This is a genomic window from Pseudomonas sp. L-22-4S-12 (assembly GCF_009799935.1).
In the GTDB taxonomy this organism is placed as follows: Bacteria; Pseudomonadota; Gammaproteobacteria; order Pseudomonadales; family Pseudomonadaceae; genus Aquipseudomonas.
The window spans coordinates 78,522-101,189 of sequence record NZ_WELL01000003.1; the positions used below are offsets into that span (position 1 = coordinate 78,522).

The window sequence follows — 22,668 nt, forward strand, 5'->3', positions numbered from 1 at the left end:
TGCAACCTGCGGCTTGCCGGTTTTGCGCCTTACCAGGTATCGACGAAGGGCCGCTTCTTGCCCGTGCGCGCGGCCGGGCGCGGCGCGGCGTTCAGACCGCGCAGCAGCCAGGCTCGGGTCTCGGCCGGGTCGATCACCGCATCGATCTCCAGGTAGCTGGCCATGTTCAGGCCCTTGCCCTGCTCGTAGGCCTTGGCCACCAGCTTGTCGAACAGTGCCTGCTGCGCCGCGGCGTCCGCCTGGGCCGCCAGCTCCTTGGCGAAACCCAGGCGCACCGCGCCTTCCAGGCCCATGGCACCGAATTCGCCGCTGGGCCAGGCGATGGTGAACAGCGGCGAGTGGAAGCTGCCGGCGGCCATGGCCTGGGCGCCCAGGCCGTAGCCCTTGCGCAGCATCAGGGTGAAGAACGGCACGCTGAGGCTGGCGGCGGCGACGAACATGCGCGCGACATGGCGCACCGTGCCCTGTTTCTCCGCCTCCGGGCCGACCATAAAGCCGGGGGTGTCGCACAGCGACAGCAGGGGGAGATCGAAGGCATCGCACAGCTGCATGAAGCGAGCTGCTTTATCTCCCGCCACCGCGTCGATGGCGCCGCCCAGGTGCGCGGGGTTGTTGGCGATCAGGCCGAACGGCTGGCCTTCGATGCGGATCAGGGCGGTGATCAGCCCCGGGGCGAACTGGCGGCGCAGTTCCAGCACCGAGTCGCGGTCGGCCAGCAGCTGGATCACCCGGCGGATGTCGTAGACGCGCAGGCGGTTCTCGGGAATCACCTGGCGCAGCTCGCGCTGGTCGGCGCAGTCCCAGTCGGCCAGTGGTCCCTGGAAATAGGATAGATATTGTTTGGCCACCGCGACGGCTTCGGCTTCGTCCGCCACCCGCACGTCGATCACCCCGTTGGGGCCCTGCACGGACACCGGGCCGACCTCTTCGGGCCGGAAGCTGCCGAGGCCGCCGCCTTCGATCATCGCCGGGCCGGCCATGCCGATGCTGGCGTTTTCCGTGGCGATGATCACGTCGCAGCAGCCGAGCAGGGCGGCGTTGCCGGCGAAGCAGCGCCCGGAGACCACGCCGACCAGCGGCACCAGGCCGGAGAGCCTGGCCATGCCGACGAAGGTGTGGCAGTCCAGCCCGGCCACGCCGACGAAGTCGGTATCGCCGGGCCGGCCGCCGCCGCCTTCGGCGAACAGCACCAGCGGCAGGCGCCACTGTTCGGCCAGTTGCAGCATGCGGTCGGTCTTCTTGTGGTTGATCACCCCCTGGGTGCCGGCGAAGACCGTGTAGTCGTAGGCGATGGTCATGCAGCGCGCGGTTTCGCTGCCGAACTGGCCGGCGTTGACCGTGCCGATGCCGGCGACCAGGCCGTCGGCCGGGCTCAGCTCCAGCAGCTCCTCGGCCGAACGGCGGCGGCGTTGTGCGGCCAGGGCCAGGGCGCCGTATTCGATGAAGCTGCCGTCATCCAGCAGATCGGCGAGGTTCTCGCGCACCGTGCGCTGGCCGGTCTTGCGCCGCTTGGCCACGGCCTGGGGGCGGCGTTCGTCGGTCAGGCGCGCGTGGCGTTCCAGCACCTCGGCCAGGTCGGCGCGGATGTGCGCCAGGTCCAGGCTCTGTTCGTTGTGGTCGTGTTCGGCGGTCACCTCGGCCGGTTCGAGAAACAGCAGCGCCTGGCCCTCGGCCAGGGCATCGCCGGGCTGGGCGGCGAGGGCGCGGACGATGCCGCTGTGGCTGGCGCGCACCTCGAACTCCATCTTCATCGCCTCCAGCACGGCGATGGTCTGGCCGACGGCCACCGCATCGCCCTCGGCCACTTCCAGGCACACCAGCACGCCAGTGCTCGGCACATTCAGTGGCTGGCTGCCGGGCGGGGCGTCGACCGGGCGCGGGCCGGCCGTGGCCTGCGCCTGGCTGGCGGCGAAATGGTGATGGGCGTGGGCCGCAGGTTGGGCGGCGAGCAGCTCGCCCAGACGGCTCTCGACGAAACGGGTGCTGACCCGGTTGCCCTGCACCTCGGGCAGGCGCAGCAGGTTCAGCAGCAGGTGCAGGTTGCTCGCCACGCCGTCCAGGCGGAACTCGCACAGCGCGCGGTAGGCGCGGCGCAGGGCGGCCGGGTAGTCGGGCGCGGTGGCGATCAGCTTGGCCAGCAGCGAGTCGTAGCTGGGGCTGACCTGGTAGCCGGCGTAGCCGTAGCCGTCCACGCGCAGGCCGGGGCCGCTGGGTGGCTCGTAGGCGCTGAGGGTGCCGACCGCCGGGCGGGTGCTGCCGTCGGCGTGCAGGGTCTCCAGGTTGATCCGCAGCTGCACGGCGCAGCCCTGCACGGCTGGCGGCTGACGCAGGCCCAACTGGTCGAGGGAGGCGCCGGCAAGCAGCCGGATCTGAGTATGCAGCAGGTCGACACCGGTGACCTGTTCGGTCACGGTGTGCTCCACCTGAACCCGCGGGTTGGCTTCCATGAAGTAGAAGCGCCCCGGCTGCTCGGCATCGAGGAGGAACTCGAAGGTGCCGATGCCGCGGTAGTTCACTGCGCCGGCCAGCTGCAGGGCGCAGTCGATGATCGCCTTGCGCACCTCGCCGTCGAGGTCGGGGCTGGGGGCGATTTCCACCAGCTTCTGGTTGCGCCGCTGCAGGCTGCAGTCGCGCTCCCACAGGTGGCTGACCGCGCGGCCGTCGCCGAGCACCTGCACCTCGATATGCCGTGCCTGCCGTACCAGCTGCTCGACATACAGGGCGCCATTGCCGAACGCCGCCTGCGCCTCGGACTGGCAGCGCGCATAGGCCGCGTCCAGCTCGCTGTCGGTGAACACCGCGCGCATGCCGCGCCCGCCGCCGCCGGCCAGGGCTTTGAGCATCACCGCGCCATGCTCGGCGAGAAAGGCCCGAGCTTCGCTCAGGGTCACGGCGCGGTTGATCCCGGCCACCAATGGCACCCCGCAGCGCTCGGCCAGGGCGCGGGCGGCGGCCTTGTCGCCGAACAGTTCGAGCACTTCCGGTGCCGGGCCGATTAAGGTCAGGCCGGCGGCCTGGCAACGGCGGGCGAACTCGGCGTTCTCGGCAAGAAAGCCGTAGCCGGGGTGGATGGCGTCGCAGCCCTGGGCGCGGGCCGTCTCGATCAGCTGCTCCATGTCCAGGTACGCCGGCACGCCGCGGCCGCGCAGCGGCACGGCCAGGTCGGCCTTGCGCGTGTGCAGGCTGGCGCCGTCGTCCTCGGCGAACAGCGCCACCGAGCGGATCTGCAGGTCGGCGCAGGCGCGGGCGATGCGGATGGCGATCTCGCCGCGGTTGGCGATCAGGATGGCTTGAAAAGGCGCGCTCACAGCAGGTTCTCCAGTTCGTTCTTCTTCACCTTGCCGGTGGCGGTCATCGGCAGCGCCGCGACCACGCGGATTTCCGGCACCTTGTAGACGGCCATGGCCTCGCGACACCAGGCGCTCAGTGTCTCGGCGTCTTCCGCGCTGCCGGGCTTGAGCACGACGAAGGCCACCGGCTGCTGACCGCGCTGGGCGTCGGGGCGGCCGATCACCGCGCTGGCGGCAAGCGCCGGGTGCTGGCCGAGCAGGGCCTCCAGCTCGCTGGGGAACACGCTCATGCCATTGACCTTGAGCATTTCCTTGCGCCGGCCGAGGTAGCGGATGAAGCCCTGTGCGGTGATCTGGCCCAGGTCGCCGGTGTGCAGCCAGCCGTCCTTGAGCACCGCGGCGGATTCTTCCGGGCGTTGCCAGTAGCCGTGCATCAGCGCCGGGCTGCGCAGGCACAGTTCGCCCTCGCTGCCCAGCGGCAGCAGCTCGCCGGTGGCGAAGTCGCAGACCTTGAACTGGGTGCCGGGCACCGGCAGGCCGACGAAGGTCGGCGCGCTGGTGAGGTCGAAGTCGTCGTCCTGCAGGCCCCAGGTGAAGGTGTCGCAGGTGTGGGTTTCGGTCATGCCGAAGCTGAACTCGAACAGGTTGCAGCCGGTCAGTGCCCGCCAGCGTGCGCGGTAGTCGCGGGTCAGCTTCTTGATGAAGGAGATGCTGCCGGTGCGCTGCAGCGAGCGCAGGTCGTAGTCGCCCAGCTGCGGGTGGTCGAGCACCTCGGCGGCGCTGTCGACCAGCAGGCCACAGTGGCTGACCCGGTAGTGCTGCACGGCGGCCATGAAGGCCGGGGCATCCCAGCGCGCCAGCAGCACCAGGCGGCAACCGCTGAACAGCGGGAACAACAGGCCGGAGTTTTCCCCGGCGATCCAGAATTCCGGGAGGAAGTTGAGCAGGGTGTCGCCGGGCGTCAGGCCGAGTGCCGTCGGCACGAAGCTGGCGCAGGTGTAGAGCATGTCGCGGTGGCTGTGCATGCAGCCCTTGGGCAGGCCGGTGGTGCCGCCGGTGTAGTTCAGCGCGGCGAGGTCATCCAGCTGCGGGCGGTGCTTTGGTGCCGCCGCCGTGCAGGCGGCCAGGGCCGGGTAGAAGTCGAGGAAGTCGTCGCCGCTGACTTTCGGCGCCAGCAGCAGGTCGGGCACGGGAATGCTCGGCTGCGCCGGGCATAACTCTGACAGGCTGGTGGCCAGCACATGGCGCAGCGCGCAGTCCTCGCGCACCGCGCGCACCACCGGCAGCAGCTGGTCGAAGCAGAGGGTCACCTGGGCGCCGCTGTCCTTGAGCTGGTAGCTCAGTTCCAGGGCCTTGCTCAGCGGGCTGACCGGCGCATACACGGCGCCGCACTTGAGCAGGCCGTAGAAGGCGATGTGCAGCTGCGGGCAGTTGGGCATGAACAGGGCCACACGGTCGCCCGGCTGCACGCCGAGTTCGGCCAGCAGGGCGGCGCAGCGGTCGGACAGCCGGTCCAGCTCGGCCCAGCTCAGGCTGTGGCCGTAGAAGTCCAGGGCGATCGCCTCGGGCTGCTGGCGCGCCCAGGCGCGCAGGTATTCGCTCAGTGGCTGTTCGCCGTGGGGGTAGTGCGGGCTGCGCGGCACGCCGGGCGGCCAGGCGGCGGCCTGCAGGTCGGCGAGCTGGGCAAGGTAGTGCTGTTCGTCCATGGCGCTGGCTCCGCTTGTTCTGGTCTGGCGGGCATCTTAGGCGGCCGGCCGGGGCGGCAGAACTGATGCTTATGCATCGATATCCATGAGTGCTATGCATGGTTGGCCGGACGGCTTGCCCTGCTAGGCTGCCGGCTCGCCAGGCAGAGATGGATAACCATGAATCAGCAGCATGAATGGTCGGTATTGAGCCGCCTCGACCTGAACCTGTTCCGCGTCTTCGAGGTGGTCTACCACGAACGCAACCTGACCCGCGCGGCGGCGCTGTTGCACCTCAGCCAGTCGGCGGTCAGCCATGCCCTGCAGCGCCTGCGCGAGCAGCTCGACGACCCGCTGTTCGTCCGCGACGGCCGCGGCGTGGCGCCGACGCCGCTGGCCCAGCAACTGGCGCCGGGCATCCAGGAGGCGTTGAGCGGCCTGCGCCGCAGCGTCGGCCGCGGGCAGACCTTCGATCCGCGGCACGACCGGCGCAGCTTTACCCTGAACATGCCCGAGCAGATGGAGCCGATCCTGCTGCCGGCGATCCTCGCCCATCTGCGCCAGTGTGCACCGCAGCTGGAGCTGCGCAGCAGCAGCCTGCACTGGGCGGAGCTCAAGCGCGAGCTGGTGGCCGGGCGGGTCGACCTGGCCATCGAGATCGCCCGGCCCACCGATGCCGAACTGCGCCAGCGCCTGCTGCTGCGCGACCCGCTGTGCGTGGTGGCCGGCCCGGCCTTCGCCGGCGAGCTGAGCCTGGAGCGCTACCTGGCGGCCGAGCATGTGGCGGTGACCTCGCGGCGCCGCGGCATCTGCGTGGAGGACCTGGCCCTCGGTCACCTGGGCCTGGTACGCCAGGTGCGCCAGCGCTGCCAGCACTACCTGTCGGCGGCGTTGCTGGTGGCGCAGAGCGACTGGCTGCTGACCATGCCGCGGCAATATGCCCAGCTGATCAATGCCGGCCTGGCCAATCGCCTGCTGGACATGCCGCTGGAGCTGCCGGCGGTGAGCCTCAACCTGTACTGGCCACGGCAGACGGAGAACGAGGCGGGCGGCCAGTGGCTGCGCGAGCAGCTATTGGGCCTGGCGCGGCAGCATTTTTGAGGGGCGCTAGATTGGCGTAGGGTTTGCTGCGCACGGCGTACCCTGCGGGCGTGGGGCTTGGCCTAGGCTGCGCCGCGCGCGCCAGCGCGGCGCAGTCCGGGGCTCAGTGCTTGCGCGCGACTATGTAGCGGGCCAGTTCGCGCAGCGGTTCGGCGCTGTTGCCGAACGGGCGCAGGGCGTGCAGGGCCTGGTCGCGCAGTTCCAAGGCGTAGGCCTTGGCCGCGTCGAGGCCGAGCAGGGCCGGGTAGGTCGGCTTGTGGTTGGCCTCGTCCTTGCCCTGGGTCTTGCCCAGGGTGGCGGTGTCGCTTTCCACGTCGAGGATGTCGTCCTGCACCTGGAAGGCCAGGCCGATGGCCCGGGCGTATTGCTGCAGCGAGCGCAGCGCGGCGTCGTCGGCCTGGCCGCTGGCCAGGGCGCCGAGCTGCACGCTGGCTTCGATCAGTGCGCCGGTCTTGTGCCGGTGCATCATTTCCAGGGCCGCCTGGTCGAGCTGCTGGCCGACCGAGCCGAGGTCGATGGCCTGGCCGCCGACCATTCCGGCCGGGCCGGCGGCGCGCGCCAGGCTCAATACCATGGACAGGCGCAGGTTGGCATCCCGGGGGTTGCGCCGCGGGTCGGCGAGGGCCTCGAAGGCCATGGCCTGCAGACCGTCGCCGGCGAGAATCGCGCAGGCTTCGTCGAAGGCCTTGTGGGTGGTCGGCTGGCCGCGGCGTAGGTCGTCGTCGTCCATGGCCGGCAGGTCGTCGTGCACCAGCGAGTAGGCGTGGATCAGCTCCACCGCGCAGGCGGCGCCATCGGCGCGGTCGAGGTCGCCGTGCAGCGCCTCGCAGGCGGCATACACCAGCAGCGGGCGTATCCGCTTGCCGCCGCCCGCCACGCTGTAGCGCATGGCCTGGTAGAGCCGTGCCAGCTGGCTGTGCGGCGCCTCGAACAGGCTTTCCAGGGCGGCGTCGACGCGCGCCTGACAACGCTGCTGGTAGGCCGCGATCATGCCTGGTCGTCCGCGTCGAAGGGGGCTTCCTCCAGCTCGCCGTCGCGTTCCAGGAGGATCTGCACCTTCTGTTCGGCCTGGCTCAGGGCGGCCTGGCAATCGCGGGTCAGGCGGATGCCCTGCTCGAAGGCGGTCAGCGAGTCTTCCAGCGACAGTTCGCCGCCTTCCAGGCGCTCGACCAGTTGCTGCAGTTCGGCGAGGGAGTGTTCGAAATCGACGGCGGCTTTCTTGCGGGCCATGGGGCTGTCTCGTGGGCTCGTATCTCGGCGCGACCCTGGCAGGGCCGCGCGGCATGGGTCTTGCGCTGGCTCAGAAGCGCAGCACTTCGCTGTTGCTGCGGGCCGGGCCGACCATGGGGATCTTCGGCGGCTGGGCCGGCTTGTTGCGCGGCACGGCCGGTTGCGCCGGCTTGGCTTCGGCAACCGGCTGGTTGCGCAGCGGTTCGATGGCGGCGGCCAGTTGTTCGACCAGTTGCCGCAGCAGCAGGCTCTGCGCCTTCACCTGGTCGGCCGGGCTGCCATCGTGGGCCTGTTCCAGGCGCAGCAGGCGGCTGTCACGCAGCAGGCCGCTGCGGTCGAGCAGGCGCCACTGGGCTTCCAGCACGGCCGGGTGCAGCGGGCCGGAGTCCAGGCGGCTGATGCTCAGCAGCACCTGCACGTCGGGAGTGAAACCGGGGTTGGCCGGGGCCAGCACCAGGCGCTGGCTGTCCAGCTTGGCGGCCAGCTGGCGCAGCAGCACCTGGTCGATATCGGCGGCCAGGCTGCCGGCCCAGCGCGCATCGTCGGCGGGCACCAGGCTGCCGTCGGCCTGGCGCTGGAGGAAGGCTTCGCGCTGCAGGTAGTCGGCGATCGACACCGGGCCGAGCAGCACGGCCAGGCCCTGATTCTGCTGGGGCACGGCGGGGCTGCCGGCATCCAGCTGGTACAGCGGGATCGGTTGGTGCGCCGTACAGCCGGCCAGGCCGAGCAGGCCGGTCAGCAGGAGAACAACGGGGAGGCGCAACACGGTCATCATTTCACCCTGGGGGCCGCGGGTAGCGGCCGGCAGTCATACGCGAACGGGCAGGGGTTTGCCTGCGGCCGCGTATCATCCGTCAAAGCGCCGCCGGACTCCAGCCTGCGCTGCTCAGCGGAGCCCAGCGGCGGGCGTCGGCGGCAGGGCGCGGATGGCGGCGGCCAGCTGCTGGCCGAGGCGCTCGACCAGCTGGCTCTGCGCCGCCACCTGGGCCTCCAGGCTGCCGTCGTGGGCCTGCTGCAGGTGCAACAGGTCGCTGGCGCGCTGCTCGCCCCGCTCGTCCAGCAGGCGCCAGCGCGCCTCTAGCACGGCCGGCTGCTGCGGCCCGGAGTCGAGGCGGCCGATGTGCAGGATGATCTGCGCCTGGGCCGGGAAACCGATGCGATCCGGATACAGCGCCAGGCGGCTGCTGTGCAGCTCGCCGGCCAGGGTGGCGAGCAGCAGCTGGCCGATGTCGTCCTGCAGGCTGCCGGCCCAGCGGCCCTCGCTGCTGACATCCAGGCGCTGGGCGCTGTGGCGCTGCATCAGGCTTTCTCGCTGCAGGTAGTCGGCCAGTTGCAGCGGGCCGAGCAGCACGGCCGGGCCATTGGCATCCTGCACGCTGGGTGGCGTGCCGTTGGCGAGCTGGTAGAACTGCTGGGGCGGCGCGCTGCTGCAGGCAGCGAGCAGCAGGAAGGCCAAATGCAGGAAGGCGACGTGCAGCAGGCGTTGGCTCATGGCTGGGGCTTCCCGAAGATCAGCGATTGCGGTTGCTGTTCCAGTGTCTCGGCGGTGCGTTGCAGGGCCTTGCTGGCGCGGCTGAGCTGCTGCAGGGTGGTGCCCAGCTCGTATTGCAGGGTCGATTGCGGGCCGATGCTCTGCCGGCCATCGACCAGCAGGCCGTTGGCCTGCTCCAGGGTCTGCCGGGTGCTGGCGGCGGCCTGGCGGATCTCCACCAGGGTGGCGTTGAGTTCGCCGCTGCTGCGCTGCGCCGAGTCGAGCAGGCCGGGCAACTGTTGCTCCAGGTGCCGGCTCAGGCGGTCGAGGTTGGCCAGGGTGGCGGACAGGCTGCTCAGGCCCTGGTGCAGGTCGTCGGAACTGCTCAGCTTCTCGATCGCCTGCAGGGTGCGGTTGGCCGACTCGATCAGCTCGCGCAGCGGCACTTCGCGCAGGCTGCTGGCCAGCTCCTGCAGCACATTGGCGGCCTGGTCGATGCGCGAAGGCACGCTGGGGATGCTCGGCAGGTCGACTTCGCTGGGGCTGAACACATAGCCGGCCTGGTCGGGGAACATGTCCAAAGCGACTATCGCCTTGCCGGTCAGCAGGCTGGGGGTCTGCAGCTGGGCGCGCAGGCCGCGCTTGATCAGCTGCTTGACCACCCTGTCGAAGTCGCGCTGGCTGGCGGCCTTCTGCGGGTCGACACGGAGGATCACCGGCATCACCACGTCCTTGATCTGGCTGTCGTAGGACAGGCGGATCTCGCGCACGCTGCCGATCTTCACCCCGCGGTAGGTGACGTCGGCGCCGACATCCAGGCCGTCGAGGGCGCCGGTGAAATACACCACGTACTCGCTGGGTTTGCTGAACCAGCTTTCCCGGGACAGCAGCAGGGCGCCGGCTACCAGCAGGACCAGGCCGCCGAGCAGGAAGCTGCCGATCAGAAAGGGTTTGCGTGTTTCGCTCATGCGTCCTCCGCCTTGAGGAATGTACCGTTGCGTCCGAGGAAGCGCTGTACCGTCTGCGGGCCGTGGGCCAGCAGTTCGCGTGGGGCGCCGAGGGCGATCTGGGTGCCGGCCTGGCCGTCGAGGAACAGGCAGGTGTCGGCCACCGCGAAGATGCTCGGCAGCTCGTGGGTCACCAGCACGATACTGGAGCCGAGGCTGTCGCGCAGCTGCAAGATCAGTTCGTCGAGGGCCTTGGAACTGATCGGGTCGAGGCCGGCCGAGGGTTCGTCGAAGAACAAGACCTGCGGGTCGAGGGCCAGGGCGCGGGCCAGCGCCGCGCGCTTGCGCATGCCGCCGGACAGCTCGGCCGGGTACAGCTGGTCGCAGCCGCCGAGGCCGACCAGGCTCAGCTTGAGCGCGGCCAGCTCATCCAACTCGGCGCGGCCGAGGTTGGGCCGGTAGGTTTCCAGCGGCAGGCAGATGTTCTCACGCAGGGTCATCGAGCCCCACAGCGCGCTGTTCTGGTAGAGCACGCCGAAGTGCTGCAGGAGCGTGTCGCGGCGCGCCTCGTCCTGCGCCCAGAAGTCCTCGCCGTGGAACAGCATGCGCCCGGCGAGCGGTGCCTGCAGGCCGATCAGGTGGCGCAGCACGGTGCTCTTGCCGCAGCCGCTGCCGCCCATGATGACGAACACTTCGCCAGGCTGGATGCTGAAGTTGAGGTCGTGCTGGATCACCCGCGTGCCATAGCCGGCGTCCAGGTGTTCCACGATCAGCACGGCATCATTCATGAAAGATCCCGCCTATGGGCTTCTGGATTAGCGCCAGACAAGGAAAAAAAAGGGCCGAGGCAGCGGAGTTTACGAGCTGTAAATGAGCATGCCGAGGCCCTTTTTGACGCAGTGTGGCCGACAGACAGGAGTTCATAGGCGGGATCTCAAATACCCAGCTGGGTGCAGATCAGCGTAATCAGCGCATCGCTGACCACCAGGGCGACGATGATGCTGACCACCGCGCGGGTGGTGGCCTGGCCAACGGCCTGGGCGTTGCGGCCGCTGGCCAGGCCGTAGTGGCAGCCGATCAGGCCGATCAGCACGGCAAACACCAGGCTCTTGAAGATGCCCAGGAGGAAGTCGGTGAGGCTGAGCATTTCCAGGCTCTGGTTGAGGTACTGGGTGGCGGAGATGTCGAACAGCCCGGCGCCGATGATGAAGCCGCCGAGGATGCCGAGGGCGTCGGCAAATACGCACAGCAGCGGCATGGCCACCAGCAGCGCCAACAGGCGCGGCAGCACTAGGAAGTCCAGCGGCGGGAAGCCGAAGGTCTTCAGCGCGTCGATCTCCTCGTTGGCCTGCATGCTGCCCAGCTCGGCGGCATAGGCCGCGCCGGTGCGCCCGGCCATGATCACCGCGGTCATCAGCGCGCCCATCTCGCGGGTCATGCCGATGGCCACCATGTTGGCGATGTACAGCTGGGCGCCGAAGGCTTCCAGCTGGGCCGCGCCGACGAAGGCGAGGATCAGCCCGACCAGGCTGGCGATCAGCGCGACGATCGGCAGGGCGCCGGGGCCGCAGGCCTGCAGGGCCAGCCAGAAGTCGCCGGCACGCAGGCGCGAGCGGCCCTGCAGCAGGCGCAGCAGGGCCAGGCAGACTTCGCCGAGGAAGGTGCAGCTGTTGGCCAGGGTCGTCAGCAGACCGAGGAAATGCTGGCCCATGCGGGTCAGGGGATTGCGGCTGGCGCTGGCTTTAGTGGCGGCCTGGATCGGGTGGGCGCTGCCCATCTGTAGCAGGCGTTCGACATCGTTCGGCAGCTCCAGCCAGTGCAGCGTCAGCTGCCGCTCCTCGGCCAGGCGTTGCAGGCGGCGCAGCAGGGCCAGCAGGCTGCTGTCCCAGTCGCTGACGGCGACCCGCACCGGCAGCTCGGCGCCTACGGCCGAATAGGCATCGAGCACCGCCTGCAGGTCCGGTTTGCGCAGGTCGAGGGTCCACTGGCCGCTAACGCACAAGTGCGTACGGCCCTGTTGATCCTCCTGCCAGCGCAGCTCGGCTGTGGCGGCGTCCATGTCTATCCCCTATCAGGCGTTTGGCGTCTCGACCAGCAGTGCGTCGACCCGCTGGAAGCCGCGCGGCAGCTTGTTGCCGCGCCGCCCGCGTTCGCCCTTGTAGTGTTCCAGGTCGTCCGGCTTGAGCGACAGGGTACGCTTGCCGGCCTGCAGTACCAGGGTGGCACCGTTGGGCAGCACGGCCAGGTCGGTGAGGTATTCCTCGCGGCTGGCCACCCGCTCACCGGGGATGCCGATGATCTTGTTGCCCTTGCCTTTGCCCAGTTGCGGCAGATCGGCGACCTTGAACAGCAGCAGGCGCCCCTCGGTGGTGACGGCGGCCAGCCAGTCTTCCTCGCGGTTGGCCAGCGGCTTGGGCGGCACGACCAGCGCGCCGGTGGGCAGGGTCAGCAGGGTCTTGCCGGCCTTGTTCTTGGCCTGCAGGTCCTCGCCCTTGACCACGAAGCCGTAGCCGGCGTCCGAGGCGATCACGTACAGGGCGTTGTCATCCGGCAGCAGCACGCAGTCGAAGGTGGCGCCCGGTGGCGGTTGCAGGCGACCGGTGAGTGGTTCGCCCTGGCCACGGGCCGAGGGCAGCGAGTGGGCCGGTAGCGAGTAACTTCGGCCCGTCGAGTCGATAAACACGGCGTACTGATTGGAACGGCCCGGTGCGGCGGTCTTGAATCCGTCGCCGGCCTTGTACGACAGGCCGCTGGCGTCGATGTCATGGCCCTTGGCGCAGCGCACCCAGCCCTTCTCCGAGAGCACCACGGTGACCGGTTCGGTCGGCAGCAGTTCGGTCTCGCTCAGGGCCTTGGCTTCGGCGCGGGCGACGATGGGCGAGCGACGGTCGTCGCCGTACTTCTCTGCGTCGTCGAGGATTTCCTGGCGCACCAGTTTCTTCAACTTGGCTTCGCTGCCGAGCAGGGCCAGCAGCTTGGCGCGTTCCTTGGCCAGCTCGTCCTGCTCGCCGCGGATCTTCATCTCTTCCAGGCGGGCCAGCTGGCGCAGGCGGGTGTCGAGGATATAGTCGGCTTGCAGTTCGCTCAGGCCGAAGCGCTCCATCAGCACCGGCTTGGGCTGGTCTTCGGTGCGGATGATATGGATCACTTCATCCAGGTTGAGGAAGGCGGTGAGCAAGCCTTCCAACAGGTGCAGGCGCTTCTCGACCTTGTCCAGGCGGAACTGCAGGCGGCGGCGCACGGTGCCGACGCGGTAGACCAGCCACTCGCTCAGCAGGGTGCGCAGGTCCTTCACCGACGGCTTGCCGTCCAGGCCGATGACGTTGGTGTTGACCCGGTAGCTGGACTCCAGCTCGGTGGTGGCGAACAGGTGGGTCATCAGCTCGTCGGCATCCACCCGGTTGGAGCGCGGGATGATGACGATGCGGCAGGGGTGCTCGTGGTCCGACTCGTCGCGCAGGTCGGCGACCATCGGCAGCTTCTTCGCCTGCATCTGCGCGGCGATCTGCTCCAGCACCTTGGCCCCGGAGACCTGGTGCGGCAGGGCGGTGACCACGATATCGCCGTCCTCGACGCGGTACACCGCACGCATGCGCACCGAGCCCCGGCCGGTCTCGTAGATCTTCAGCAGGTCGGCCTTGGGCGTGATGACTTCCGCCTCGGTGGGGAAGTCCGGGCCGAGGATGTGCTCGCACAGCTGCTCGACCGTGGCGCTGGGCTCGTCCAGCAGGCGCACGCAGGCGCTGGCCACTTCGCGCAGGTTGTGCGGCGGCACGTCGGTGGCCATGCCCACGGCGATGCCGGTGGTGCCGTTGAGCAACAGGTTGGGCAGGCGCGCCGGCAGGGTGGCCGGCTCGTCGAGGGTGCCGTCGAAGTTCGGCACCCAGTCCACGGTGCCCTGGCCCAGTTCGCTGAGCAGCACTTCCGAGTAGCGCGACAGGCGCGCCTCGGTGTAGCGCATGGCGGCGAAGGACTTGGGATCGTCCGGCGCACCCCAGTTGCCCTGGCCGTCGACCAGGGTGTAGCGGTAGCTGAACGGCTGCGCCATCAGCACCATGGCCTCGTAGCAGGCGCTGTCGCCGTGGGGGTGGAACTTGCCGAGCACGTCACCGACGGTACGCGCCGACTTCTTGTGCTTGGAATCGGCGTCCAGGCCCAGTTCGCTCATGGCGTAGACGATGCGCCGCTGCACCGGTTTCAAGCCGTCGCCGATATGCGGCAGGGCGCGGTCCATGATCACGTACATGGAGTAGTTGAGATAAGCCTGCTCGGTGAAGTCGGCAAGGGAGCGGCGCTCCACGCCGTCCAGGCTCAGGTCGAGGGAATCGCTCATGCGTGCCTCATTGGCAAAGTGGTCATTACGAGAGAAGTCATTTCACGGAAATCGCTTGGCGCAGCACCAGGGTGCCGCCCTTCTGGGTGAATTCGAGTTGCTTGAGGGCGCTCATGCCGAGCAGCACCTCGTCGCCGTCCATGCCGGGGGTGATCAGCGCCGCCACGTCGTGCAGGCGGATGTCGCCCAGCTGCAGGGACGCCAGGCGGGTGCGCTGGCCGGTCACTGTGCCGTTGGCGGTACGGATCTGCACCGGCGCGCCGGGTTCCAGGCGCAGCCGGGCGGCCAGTTCGGCGGGAATCGCCACGGCGCTGGCGCCGGTATCCAGGAGGAAGGTCACGGCGTCGCCGTTGATCTGCCCGGTGAGCAGGTAATGGCCGCCGCGGCCGCTGGCCAGGCGCACTTCGATGTAGCCCTCGCCATGCACCGATTGCGGCTGCTGGTTGGGGTTGTCGCGGCGTTCTTCCCACTGGCCGAAGAAGTGCGTGGCCAGCAGCAGGCCGGCGCCCCAGGCCAGCACCAGCATGACCCGGCCGGCGCGCTGGCCAGGCGCCTGGGGGGCGCTCATGGCGCGCTCCAGCCGTCGGCGGGGGCCTTGAGGTGCCACAGCAGCGGCCGGCTTTCGCCGTCGGCGCGGGCCTTGCCGCCGTTGTCCAGGCCGACCCAGGCACTGTCCTGGTCCAGCCACAGGGCTTCGGCCACCCCGTAGGGGCTGGCGTAGCGGCGTGGTGCGCTCAGCGCGGCGGCGGCGAACGACCAGCATTTCTCGCTGGCGCCGCTGCTCGGGTTGCGCCGGCAGATGCGGTGGCCGGCGCGTTCCAGGCTGAACAGGCGGTCGTTGAAGTAGTGCAGGTCGGCGAAATCCAGGGGCACCTGCGTGCCGCTGTCCGGCTGGGCCAGCGAGGCCTGCAGCCCGCCCTCGCTGAGCAGCACGCAGCCGCCGGTGCAGTGCCAGCCGCCGTTGCGCTTGTGCAGCACCAGCAGGCCGCGGCGTTCGCGTTCGGCGGCCAGCCACAGGCGTTCGCCCTGGGCGTCGATGGCGATGCCTTCGAACAGGGCGTTGAAGCTGAGCAGCATGCCGCTGGCGCGGGCCTGGCGCACCAGGCCGGCGGGCAGCGTGAGCCAGTCGGCGTTGCCGCTCGGGCCGAGCTGCAGCACCGCGGCCTGGGTTTCGCTGAGCAGGTAGCGGTTGCCGGCGCCGTCGCAGCTGATGCCCTCGAAGTCCAGGCTGCCGCCGCGCAGCTGGTTGACCGTCCAGCTGCGCATGCGCAGCCCCCAGGGCAGGCCGCTGGCCGGCGCATCGGGCGCGCTGAAGCGCTCGGCGACCGCCTGCCAGCTGTCGACCTGGGCCTGCAGGCGGTACAGGCGATCATCGGCGCGGTCGGAGACCGCCAGCCACTCGTCGCCGCAGCGGGCCAGGCCGGACAGGTTGCTGCCGTCCAGGCCCTCCACCGGGTGCTCTGCGAGCAGTTGCAGCTCGACCGGCGCCGGCGCCGCATGCAGCGCGCCGCTCAGCAGCAGGCCGGCGAGGGCGGCGCTCAGTCTCACGCCAGGACCTCGGCCAGGTTGCCCTTGGCTTCCAGCCAGCTCTTGCGGTCGCCGGCGCGTTTCTTCGCCAGCAGCATGTCCATGATCTCCAGCGTGCCCTCGAAGTCTTCCAGGGTCAGCTGCACCAGGCGCCGGGTATTCGGGTCCATGGTGGTTTCGCGCAGCTGCGGCGGGTTCATCTCGCCGAGGCCCTTGAAGCGGGTGACCTGTGGCTTGCCGCGGCGCTTCTCGGCCACCAGGCGGTCGAGGATGCCGTCGCGCTCGGCCTCGTCGAGAGCGTAGAAGATCTCCTTGCCCAGGTCGATGCGGTACAGCGGCGGCATGGCCACGTAGACGTGGCCGGCATCCACCAGCGGGCGGAAGTGGCGGACGAACAGGGCGCAGATCAGCGTGGCGATGTGCAGGCCGTCGGAGTCGGCGTCGGCGAGGATGCACACCTTGCCGTAGCGCAGTTCGCCGAGGTCGGCCGAGCCCGGGTCGACACCGATGGCCACGGCGATGTTGTGTACCTCTTGCGAAGCCAGCACTTCGCCGCCGTCCACTTCCCAGGTGTTGAGGATCTTGCCGCGCAGCGGCAGGATCGCCTGGAACTCCTTGTCGCGCGCCTGCTTGGCCGAACCGCCAGCGGAGTCGCCTTCGACCAGGAACAGCTCGGAGCGCATCGGGTCTTGCCCGGCGCAGTCGGCCAGCTTGCCGGGCAGCGCCGGGCCCTGGGTAATCTTCTTGCGCTCGACCTTCTTGCCGGCCTTGAGCCGGCGCCCGGCGTTGCTGATGGCCAGCTCGGCCAGGCCCAGGCCCAGCTCGGGGTTGGCGTTGAGCCACAGGCTGAAGGCGTCTTTAACGACTCCAGACACGAATGCCGCCGCCTCGCGGGAGGACAGGCGTTCCTTGGTCTGCCCGGAGAACTGCGGCTCCTGCATCTTCATCGAGAGGACGAAGGCGATGCGTTCCCAGATGTCTTCCGGGGCCAGCTTGACCCCGCGCGGCAGCAGGTTGCGGAACTCGCAGAACTCGCGCATGGCATCCAGCAGGCCCTGGCGCAGGCCGTTGACGTGGGTGCCGCCCTGGGCGGTGGGGATCAGGTTGACGTAGCTTTCCTGCACGCTTTCGCCGCCTTCGGGCAGCCACAGCAGGGCCCAGTCGACCGCTTCCTTGTTGCCGGCCAGGCTGCCGACGAAGGGCTCGTCGGGCAGGCGCAGGTGTTCGCTGACCGAGTCGGCCAGGTAGGAACGCAGGCCGTCCTCGTAGTGCCACTCGACTTTCTCGCCGCTGGCCTTGTCCTCGAAACTCACCGCCAGGCCGGGGCAGAGCACGGCCTTGGCCTTGAGCACGTGCTTGAGGCGGCTGACCGAGAACTTGGCCGAGTCGAAGTACTTGGCGTCCGGCCAGAAGTGCACGCTGGTGCCGGTGTTGCGCTTGCCCACCGTGCCGACCACGGCCAGGTCGCTGGCCTTGTAGCCGTCGGCGAAGCTCATCTGGTACTCGTTGCCGTCGCGTTTGACGGTGACGATTACCCGGGTCGACAGCGCGTTGACCACCGAGATGCCCACGCCGTGCAGGCCGCCGGAGAACTGGTAGTTCTTGTTGGAGAACTTGCCGCCGGCGTGCAGCTTGGTGAGGATCAGCTCGACCCCCGGCACGCCTTCTTCCGGGTGGATGTCCACCGGCATGCCGCGGCCGTCGTCGAGCACTTCCAGGGAGTTGTCGGCGTGGAGGATCACCTGAATCGATTTGGCGTGGCCGGCCAGGGCCTCGTCGACGCTGTTGTCGATGACTTCCTGGGCCAGGTGGTTGGGCCGCGAGGTGTCGGTGTACATGCCCGGGCGCTTGCGCACCGGGTCGAGGCCGGAGAGGACTTCGATGGCATCGGCGTTGTAGGTGTTCTGCTGGGCCATGGGGTCTCTTAGTTCGTCAGTTGATCAGGGCGCTGGCGGGCTGCGGCGACGCGGCCCGGCGGACTCAAAGGGCGGAAAAGTCGAAATCTTGCCAGATTGCGCGGTCGAAGCCAGCCAGTTCGAGGATTTCCGGCAGGCGGCCGGCAAAGCCCTGGTAGCCGTGGTCGCCGCCGTCCTGGATATCCAGGCTGCAGCCGGCGTAGAAGGCTGCGGCGTGGCGGTAGTCGAGGGTCTCGTCGGCCGTCTGCAGCCACACGCGGTAGCGCTGGGCGTCCTGCGGCGCCGGCACTTCCAGCTCGGCCAGGGCCTGCACGTGGTCGTGGGTCAGCAGCCAGGTCTCGTTGGTGTAATAGTTGGTTTGCTCGACTTCCTTGCCGTCGAACAGGCGGTGCGGGCGCACCGCCGGGTTAATCAGTAGGGCGTTCAGGCCATGCTGTTCGGCCAGATGGGTGGCGTAGTAGCCGCCCAGGGAGCTGCCCACCAGCAGCGGCCGGCCCAGTTCGCCGATGGCCGCCTGCAGCTGGGCGATGGCCTGGCGCGGGTGGTGGTGCAGCGCGGGGACTCGCAGGTGGCGGGCGATGCCGCAGTGTTCGGCGACCCGCAACAGCTGGCTGGCCTTGGTCGAGGTCGGCGCACTGTTGAGGCCGTGGATATAGAGGATGCTGGTCATAGGACGGGGAGGCTACTAGCTCGCCCGGCCAGGCTGCAAGCTGATCGGCACGAGACCGCCGGGTCAGGCGCCTGGCGCCGTGGTCAATAGCCTTTGACGCTGTAGTCGATTTCGAAATCGATGCCGGTGACCCGCGACACCCCGGTTTCCAGCAGGCCGTCGGCATGCAGGCGCAGCCAGCGGTAGCCGGGAGCGCTGCGGTCGACCTGGAACTCCTCGCTGCCGGGGGCGAACTGCACGCAGGTGGAGGGCGAGGCGAGCAGGCGCACCTGGTCGCGCTGCTGGTCGAATTCCTGGTGGATATGGCCCCAGAGCATGGCCCTGACCTGCGGGAAACGCTCGATCACGGCGAACAGCGCCTGCGGATTGCGCAGGCCGATCGGCTCCATCCAGTTGCAGCCGATGGACACCGGATGGTGGTGGAAGCACACCAGGTGGTGGCGTTCAGGCGCGGCGTGGAGCGATTGCTCCAGCAGTTCGAGCTGGTCGTCGGCAAGGAAACCGGGCACCGCACCGGGTATCGAGGAGTCGAGCAGGGTGATGCGCCAGCTGCCGAGGTCGATGATCGGCTCGAGCAGGTCGCTGCCGGCGCAGGCCTCGCGCATGGCCGGCATTTCGTCGTGGTTGCCGGCGAACCAACGGGCCTGCCGCGCCACCGGGTCGGTCAGCCGGCGGAAGCGCTGGTAGGAGCCGAGCGTGCCGTCCTGGGAGAGGTCACCGCTGGCCAGCATCAGGTCGATGTGCGGCTGTTCCTGCTGCACCCGCTCGATCACCCGCTGCAGGCTGTCGCAGGTATCCATGCCCAGCAGCTTGCCGCCTTCTTCGGCAAACAGATGACTGTCGGAGAGCTGAACGATCAGCACCGGTTGGTCATGCGTCGGGATGGCGGGGGGCGGCAAGGGGCAACTCCTGAGCGGGTTCTCAGGATTATGGTGGCTGAAAGCGGATTCGGTAAACCCGCTAAACGTGAACCTGTCACATTTGCCGCGTGCTGCTGGGGATTAACGTCGCTAAGTCCGGCGAAAAAGTAGGGTTATTGGGCTCTTGGCGAATCAGCGCACGCTGGCCAGCTCATGGCCGCAGGCCAGGCAGTGGCTGAGCCATTCGCCGAGGAACAGGTTGAGCTGGGTCTTCTCGTCCGGCTGGTGCATGGCGGCGTTCGGGTAGCTGTAGATGCTGCGAAAGCGCCGGGCGTTTTCCGCGCTGACCACCTCGGCCATGCGCGCATCGTGGTAGACGCGCACTTCCAGCCGGGGCACCGGCAGCCAGGGCAGGCTGTGTTCCTGGCTGACGCTGAGGGTGGTGGTGTAGGGGCAGGCTTCCAGCACCTGCAGCACCAGCACGCCGAGCAGCAGGTCGCCCTGGCTCAGGGCCACGCGGCGTTCGCCCTGGCCGTCGCGCATGTCCGGCAGCAGGCGCAGCAGGCGGGCATAGTTGGCTTCGCAAGCGGCCTGCAGTTCGACCAGGTCGACCCGGTAGCGCTCGCGCAGCAGGTTCATGACCACAGCCCCCTGACTTCTGCGCGGTTCAGCGCCAGCCACTGCAGGGCGATGATGCTGGCGGCGTTGTTGATGCGCCCGTCCCTGACCGCCTGCAGGGCATCCTCCAGCGGCCAGACATGCACGCGGATGTCCTCGCCTTCCTCGGCCAGGCCATGCACGCCGCCGGCGCCTTGGCTGTCGCAACGGCCGACATACAGGTACACGCGCTCGTCGGAGCCGCCCGGGGAGGGGAAGTAGGTGGTGATCGGCCACAGCGCGCCGAGGTTCAGGTCGGCCTCCTCGATGGCCTCGCGGCGCGCCACTTCCTCCGGCTGCTCGTCCTTGTCGATCAGCCCGGCGACCAGTTCCAGCAGCCAGGGGTTGCCGTTCTTGTCCATGGCGCCGACGCGGAACTGTTCGATCAGCACCACGCAGTCGCGCTGCGGGTCGTAGGGCAGCACGCAGACCGCATCGTGGCGCACGAACAGTTCGCGATTGAGTTCCGGGCCCATGCCGCCGGCGAACAGGCGATGGCGCAGCTGCAGGCGGTCGAGTTTGTAGAACCCCTGGAAGCAGGTCTCGCGCTGGAGGATCTCGACGGCATCGGGGCCGGGTTTGAACAGTTCGGACATGCAGGTGCACTCATGGGTGATCGGTGTTTGCGCCATCCTAGCGCGCCGCCGCGCCGGGCGCAGCCTCCTTGGAGGATTGGGTGCAGACAGGGAAAATGGAACTTGTCAGACTTCAGACCAGCGGCGCGTTGCCCCCGGCAACCGCCCGAATGCCACCCGCATTGCCAGCCAAGGAAACCGCATGCGTCTTTGCCAACTGATCTGTATCGCCTTGCTCCCCCTGACCTTAGGTGCCTGCCAGAGTCTGTTCAAGGCCGGCGGTCAGGAGCCCTTGCCGAGCACCCAGCAGCGCTGGGAACACCGGGCGCCGGGTTGCGCCGGCAGCGACTGCCCGCTGGTGAACATCGACCTGCGCCTGCTCGACGACCTGCCCGAGCTGAATGCCCTGATCGAGCGCGAACTGCTCGGGCTGACCATCGAGTTGCCGGGCGACCCGCTGCCGGAGTCGCTGGCCAGCTACGAACGCGACTTCCTGGCCACGGCCAAACCGGGCTGGAGCAGCTACCTGCAGGCCAAGATACTGGAACAGCATGACCGTCTGGTGATCATCGAGCTGTCCAGCTACCGCTTCACCGGCGGCGCCCACGGCATTCCCGGGCGCGCCTACCTGAACTACGACCGCCAGCTCAAGCGCGTGCTGAGCCTGCAGGACATGCTGCTGCCGGACGAGGAACAGGCCTTCTGGCAGGCCGCCGAGCTGGCGCACCAGGCCTGGCTGAAGGCCAATGGCCTGGACCAGGACCTCGACTACCAGGCCAGCTGGCCGTTTGAGCGTACCGACAACATCGCCCTGACCTTCGGCGCGGTGATGCTCAAGTACGAGGTGGCGCGCATCGCCCCCTACAGCAGCGGCCACCCGGAGCTGCGCATTCCCTATCCGCGCCTCAATGGCATTCTCAAGCCGTTCTACTTCCCCGGCCGCGGCTAATCACGAACGTGTAGGGTGCGCCGCGCGCACCGCAAGCCACGCGCAGCTCCCGGTGCGCACGGCGCACCCTACCAGTAGGCCGGCGTGCAGCCTGTCAGCGGTTGCCGGCCAACCTGCTCAGCAGCAGTTGCAGCGCCCCGGCCAGCAGCAGGGCCGGCAGGGTGGCGCCGAGCGCCGGGTAGAAGTTGACCAGCAGATGGAAGGTGCTCACCCCACAGACCCAGGCCAGCAGGCTGTCCCAGCGCAGGGCCGGGGTGAAGCGCGGCAGCTGGCGGCGGCGCAGGACGAAGTGGTCGACCAGCACCACGCCGAACAGCGGGGCGAACACCGAGCCGATCAGCAGCAGGAAGCTTTCGTACTCGCTGAGCGGGGCGAACCAGGCGATCAGGGTGCACAGCGCGCCGATGGCCAGGGCCAGGTGCTCGACCTTGAGCGGCAGCAGGGTGCCGCTGGAGACCGCCGCCGAGTGGATATCGGCGAAGGCCTTTTCCGACTCGTCGAGCAGGATCAGCAGCAGCGGAATGCCCATGCCGGCGCCGGCCAGGGCCAGCAGCAGGCTGTTGGCCTCGCCCGGGGCGGCGAAGGCCAGGGTGTAGGCCACGCCCAGGCCCATCAGCCACAGGCAGCCGACGAAGAAGCCCAGGGCCGCGCCGACGAACACGCCGCCGCCACGCTTGCCGAAGCGCGAGTAGTCGGCGATCAGCGGCAGCCAGGACAGCGGCATGGCGATGGCCAGGTCGAAGCCCAGGGCGAAGCTCATCGAACCGTCGCCGGGACGTGCCCACAGGGCGGCCAGGTCGGCCTTGCTCAGCAGGTTCCAGGTCAGCCAGGCGCAGGCGCCGAGCAGCAGCCAGATGCCCCATTTGCGCAGCACGCGGCGGACGAAGGCCAGCGGCCCGGCCACTGCCAGCAGGGTGGCCAAGGCGCCGAACACCAGGGTCCACAGGGTGGCGTTGCTCCAGGCGCTGCCTTCGCCGAAGGCCTTGCCGGCCAGCAGGCTGGCGGCATCGCGCATGACGATGATCTCGAAGGCGCCCCAGCCGACCAGCTGCAGCAGGTTGAGCAGCGCCGGCAGCACCGCGCCCTGGCGCCCCAGGCTGAGCCTGAGCGCGGCCATCGAGGCCAGGCCGGTGTCGCTGCCGATCACCCCGACCGCACCCAGCAGCAGGGCGCCGACCGCCACGCCGAGGGTGATCGCCAGCAGCGCGCCGGCCAGACCCAGGCCCGGTGCGAGCAGGGCGCCGGCCTGCAGCACCATCAGGCCCATGCCTAAGGAGAACCACAGGGCGAGCAGGTCGCGGGCGCCGAACACGCGTTCGGTCAGCGGCACGGCGAGGTTGGGGGAGTAGCTGGGGTTGTTCACGGGCAAGGCCTCGCTGAGAAAAAGAAAGCCCTTCATCGCGATGAAGGGCCTGAGCAAACGCGTAGGGCGCACCCTACGGGATGGCGGCCCACGC

General features: G+C 69.1%; 20 protein-coding genes. 2 read left to right on the forward strand and 18 right to left on the reverse strand.

Annotation, left to right across the window (positions count from 1 at the left end; genetic code table 11):
* Positions 1-29: 29 nt before the first annotated feature.
* Both F3I16_RS09630 and F3I16_RS09635 read right to left on the reverse strand, forming a co-directional pair.
* Positions 30-3,308: a carboxyl transferase domain-containing protein gene (locus F3I16_RS09630; RefSeq protein WP_160493462.1), complete on the reverse strand. Its 3,279-nt coding sequence runs from the start codon at positions 3,306-3,308 to the stop codon at positions 30-32.
* Positions 3,305-4,996 (reverse strand): AMP-binding protein, encoded by a 1,692-nt coding sequence (locus F3I16_RS09635; protein ID WP_160493463.1) that lies wholly within the window; start codon positions 4,994-4,996, stop codon positions 3,305-3,307. Before F3I16_RS09635 ends, F3I16_RS09630 begins: the two co-directional genes overlap by 4 nt.
* 159 nt (positions 4,997-5,155) lie before the next feature.
* Here F3I16_RS09635 and F3I16_RS09640 point away from each other — a divergent pair, with 159 nt between their 5' ends.
* Complete coding sequence (locus F3I16_RS09640; RefSeq protein WP_160493464.1) at positions 5,156-6,076, forward strand: LysR family transcriptional regulator; 921 nt, start codon at positions 5,156-5,158, stop codon at positions 6,074-6,076.
* Between the two features lie 103 nt (positions 6,077-6,179).
* Here the strand turns inward: F3I16_RS09640 and F3I16_RS09645 are convergent, their stop codons facing one another.
* The 15 genes from F3I16_RS09645 to F3I16_RS09715 form a co-directional block, all read right to left on the reverse strand.
* The gene (locus tag F3I16_RS09645) at positions 6,180-7,067 is read right to left on the reverse strand and encodes a polyprenyl synthetase family protein (RefSeq protein ID WP_160493465.1); all 888 of its coding nucleotides are present in this window, start codon (positions 7,065-7,067) and stop codon (positions 6,180-6,182) included.
* A complete protein-coding gene (locus F3I16_RS09650) occupies positions 7,064-7,306 on the reverse strand; it encodes an exodeoxyribonuclease VII small subunit (protein WP_160078323.1) in 243 nt (80 codons plus the stop codon). Before F3I16_RS09650 ends, F3I16_RS09645 begins: the two co-directional genes overlap by 4 nt.
* 70 nt (positions 7,307-7,376) lie before the next feature.
* On the reverse strand, positions 7,377-8,078 hold the full coding sequence (locus F3I16_RS09655) for a membrane integrity-associated transporter subunit PqiC (RefSeq protein ID WP_160493466.1): 702 nt from the start codon (positions 8,076-8,078) through the stop codon (positions 7,377-7,379).
* 114 nt (positions 8,079-8,192) lie between these two features.
* Positions 8,193-8,798 carry a membrane integrity-associated transporter subunit PqiC gene (locus F3I16_RS09660; RefSeq protein WP_160493467.1) on the reverse strand — a complete coding sequence of 202 codons (606 nt, stop codon included), beginning with the start codon at positions 8,796-8,798 and terminating at the stop codon, positions 8,193-8,195.
* Positions 8,795-9,745, reverse strand: coding sequence for an MlaD family protein (locus tag F3I16_RS09665; RefSeq protein WP_160493468.1), 951 nt, complete (start codon positions 9,743-9,745; stop codon positions 8,795-8,797). The genes F3I16_RS09660 and F3I16_RS09665 overlap by 4 nt, the downstream gene beginning before the upstream one ends.
* Complete coding sequence (locus F3I16_RS09670; protein WP_160493469.1) at positions 9,742-10,512, reverse strand: ABC transporter ATP-binding protein; 771 nt, start codon at positions 10,510-10,512, stop codon at positions 9,742-9,744. Before F3I16_RS09670 ends, F3I16_RS09665 begins: the two co-directional genes overlap by 4 nt.
* 146 nt (positions 10,513-10,658) lie before the next feature.
* Positions 10,659-11,783, reverse strand: coding sequence for an ABC transporter permease (locus F3I16_RS09675; protein WP_218573200.1), 1,125 nt, complete (start codon positions 11,781-11,783; stop codon positions 10,659-10,661).
* A 12-nt stretch (positions 11,784-11,795) separates the two neighbouring features.
* Positions 11,796-14,057, reverse strand: a complete 2,262-nt coding sequence (parC, locus tag F3I16_RS09680) for a DNA topoisomerase IV subunit A (protein WP_160493470.1) — start codon at positions 14,055-14,057, stop codon at positions 11,796-11,798.
* 37 nt (positions 14,058-14,094) lie between these two features.
* Complete coding sequence (locus F3I16_RS09685) at positions 14,095-14,625, reverse strand: TIGR02281 family clan AA aspartic protease (protein ID WP_256670139.1); 531 nt, start codon at positions 14,623-14,625, stop codon at positions 14,095-14,097.
* A complete protein-coding gene (locus F3I16_RS09690; RefSeq protein ID WP_372239612.1) occupies positions 14,622-15,605 on the reverse strand; it encodes an esterase-like activity of phytase family protein in 984 nt (327 codons plus the stop codon). The genes F3I16_RS09685 and F3I16_RS09690 overlap by 4 nt, the downstream gene beginning before the upstream one ends.
* Positions 15,602-17,500 carry a DNA topoisomerase IV subunit B gene (gene parE, locus F3I16_RS09695; RefSeq protein ID WP_160493471.1) on the reverse strand — a complete coding sequence of 633 codons (1,899 nt, stop codon included), beginning with the start codon at positions 17,498-17,500 and terminating at the stop codon, positions 15,602-15,604. Before parE ends, F3I16_RS09690 begins: the two co-directional genes overlap by 4 nt.
* A 64-nt stretch (positions 17,501-17,564) precedes the next feature.
* Complete coding sequence (locus F3I16_RS09700; protein WP_160493472.1) at positions 17,565-18,170, reverse strand: YqiA/YcfP family alpha/beta fold hydrolase; 606 nt, start codon at positions 18,168-18,170, stop codon at positions 17,565-17,567.
* Between the two features lie 83 nt (positions 18,171-18,253).
* A complete protein-coding gene (gene cpdA, locus F3I16_RS09705) occupies positions 18,254-19,069 on the reverse strand; it encodes a 3',5'-cyclic-AMP phosphodiesterase (protein WP_160493473.1) in 816 nt (271 codons plus the stop codon).
* A 153-nt stretch (positions 19,070-19,222) separates the two neighbouring features.
* Positions 19,223-19,675, reverse strand: coding sequence for a DUF1249 domain-containing protein (locus F3I16_RS09710; protein WP_160488945.1), 453 nt, complete (start codon positions 19,673-19,675; stop codon positions 19,223-19,225).
* Positions 19,666-20,283, reverse strand: coding sequence for an NUDIX domain-containing protein (locus F3I16_RS09715; RefSeq protein WP_160493474.1), 618 nt, complete (start codon positions 20,281-20,283; stop codon positions 19,666-19,668). Before F3I16_RS09715 ends, F3I16_RS09710 begins: the two co-directional genes overlap by 10 nt.
* A 181-nt stretch (positions 20,284-20,464) precedes the next feature.
* On the opposite strand from F3I16_RS09715, the gene F3I16_RS09720 reads away from it, so the two are divergent.
* Positions 20,465-21,211, forward strand: a complete 747-nt coding sequence (locus tag F3I16_RS09720; RefSeq protein WP_160493475.1) for an RsiV family protein — start codon at positions 20,465-20,467, stop codon at positions 21,209-21,211.
* Between the two features lie 94 nt (positions 21,212-21,305).
* Here the strand turns inward: F3I16_RS09720 and cytX are convergent, their stop codons facing one another.
* Positions 21,306-22,610 carry a putative hydroxymethylpyrimidine transporter CytX gene (cytX, locus tag F3I16_RS09725; RefSeq protein ID WP_160493476.1) on the reverse strand — a complete coding sequence of 435 codons (1,305 nt, stop codon included), beginning with the start codon at positions 22,608-22,610 and terminating at the stop codon, positions 21,306-21,308.
* Positions 22,611-22,668 lie beyond the last annotated feature (58 nt).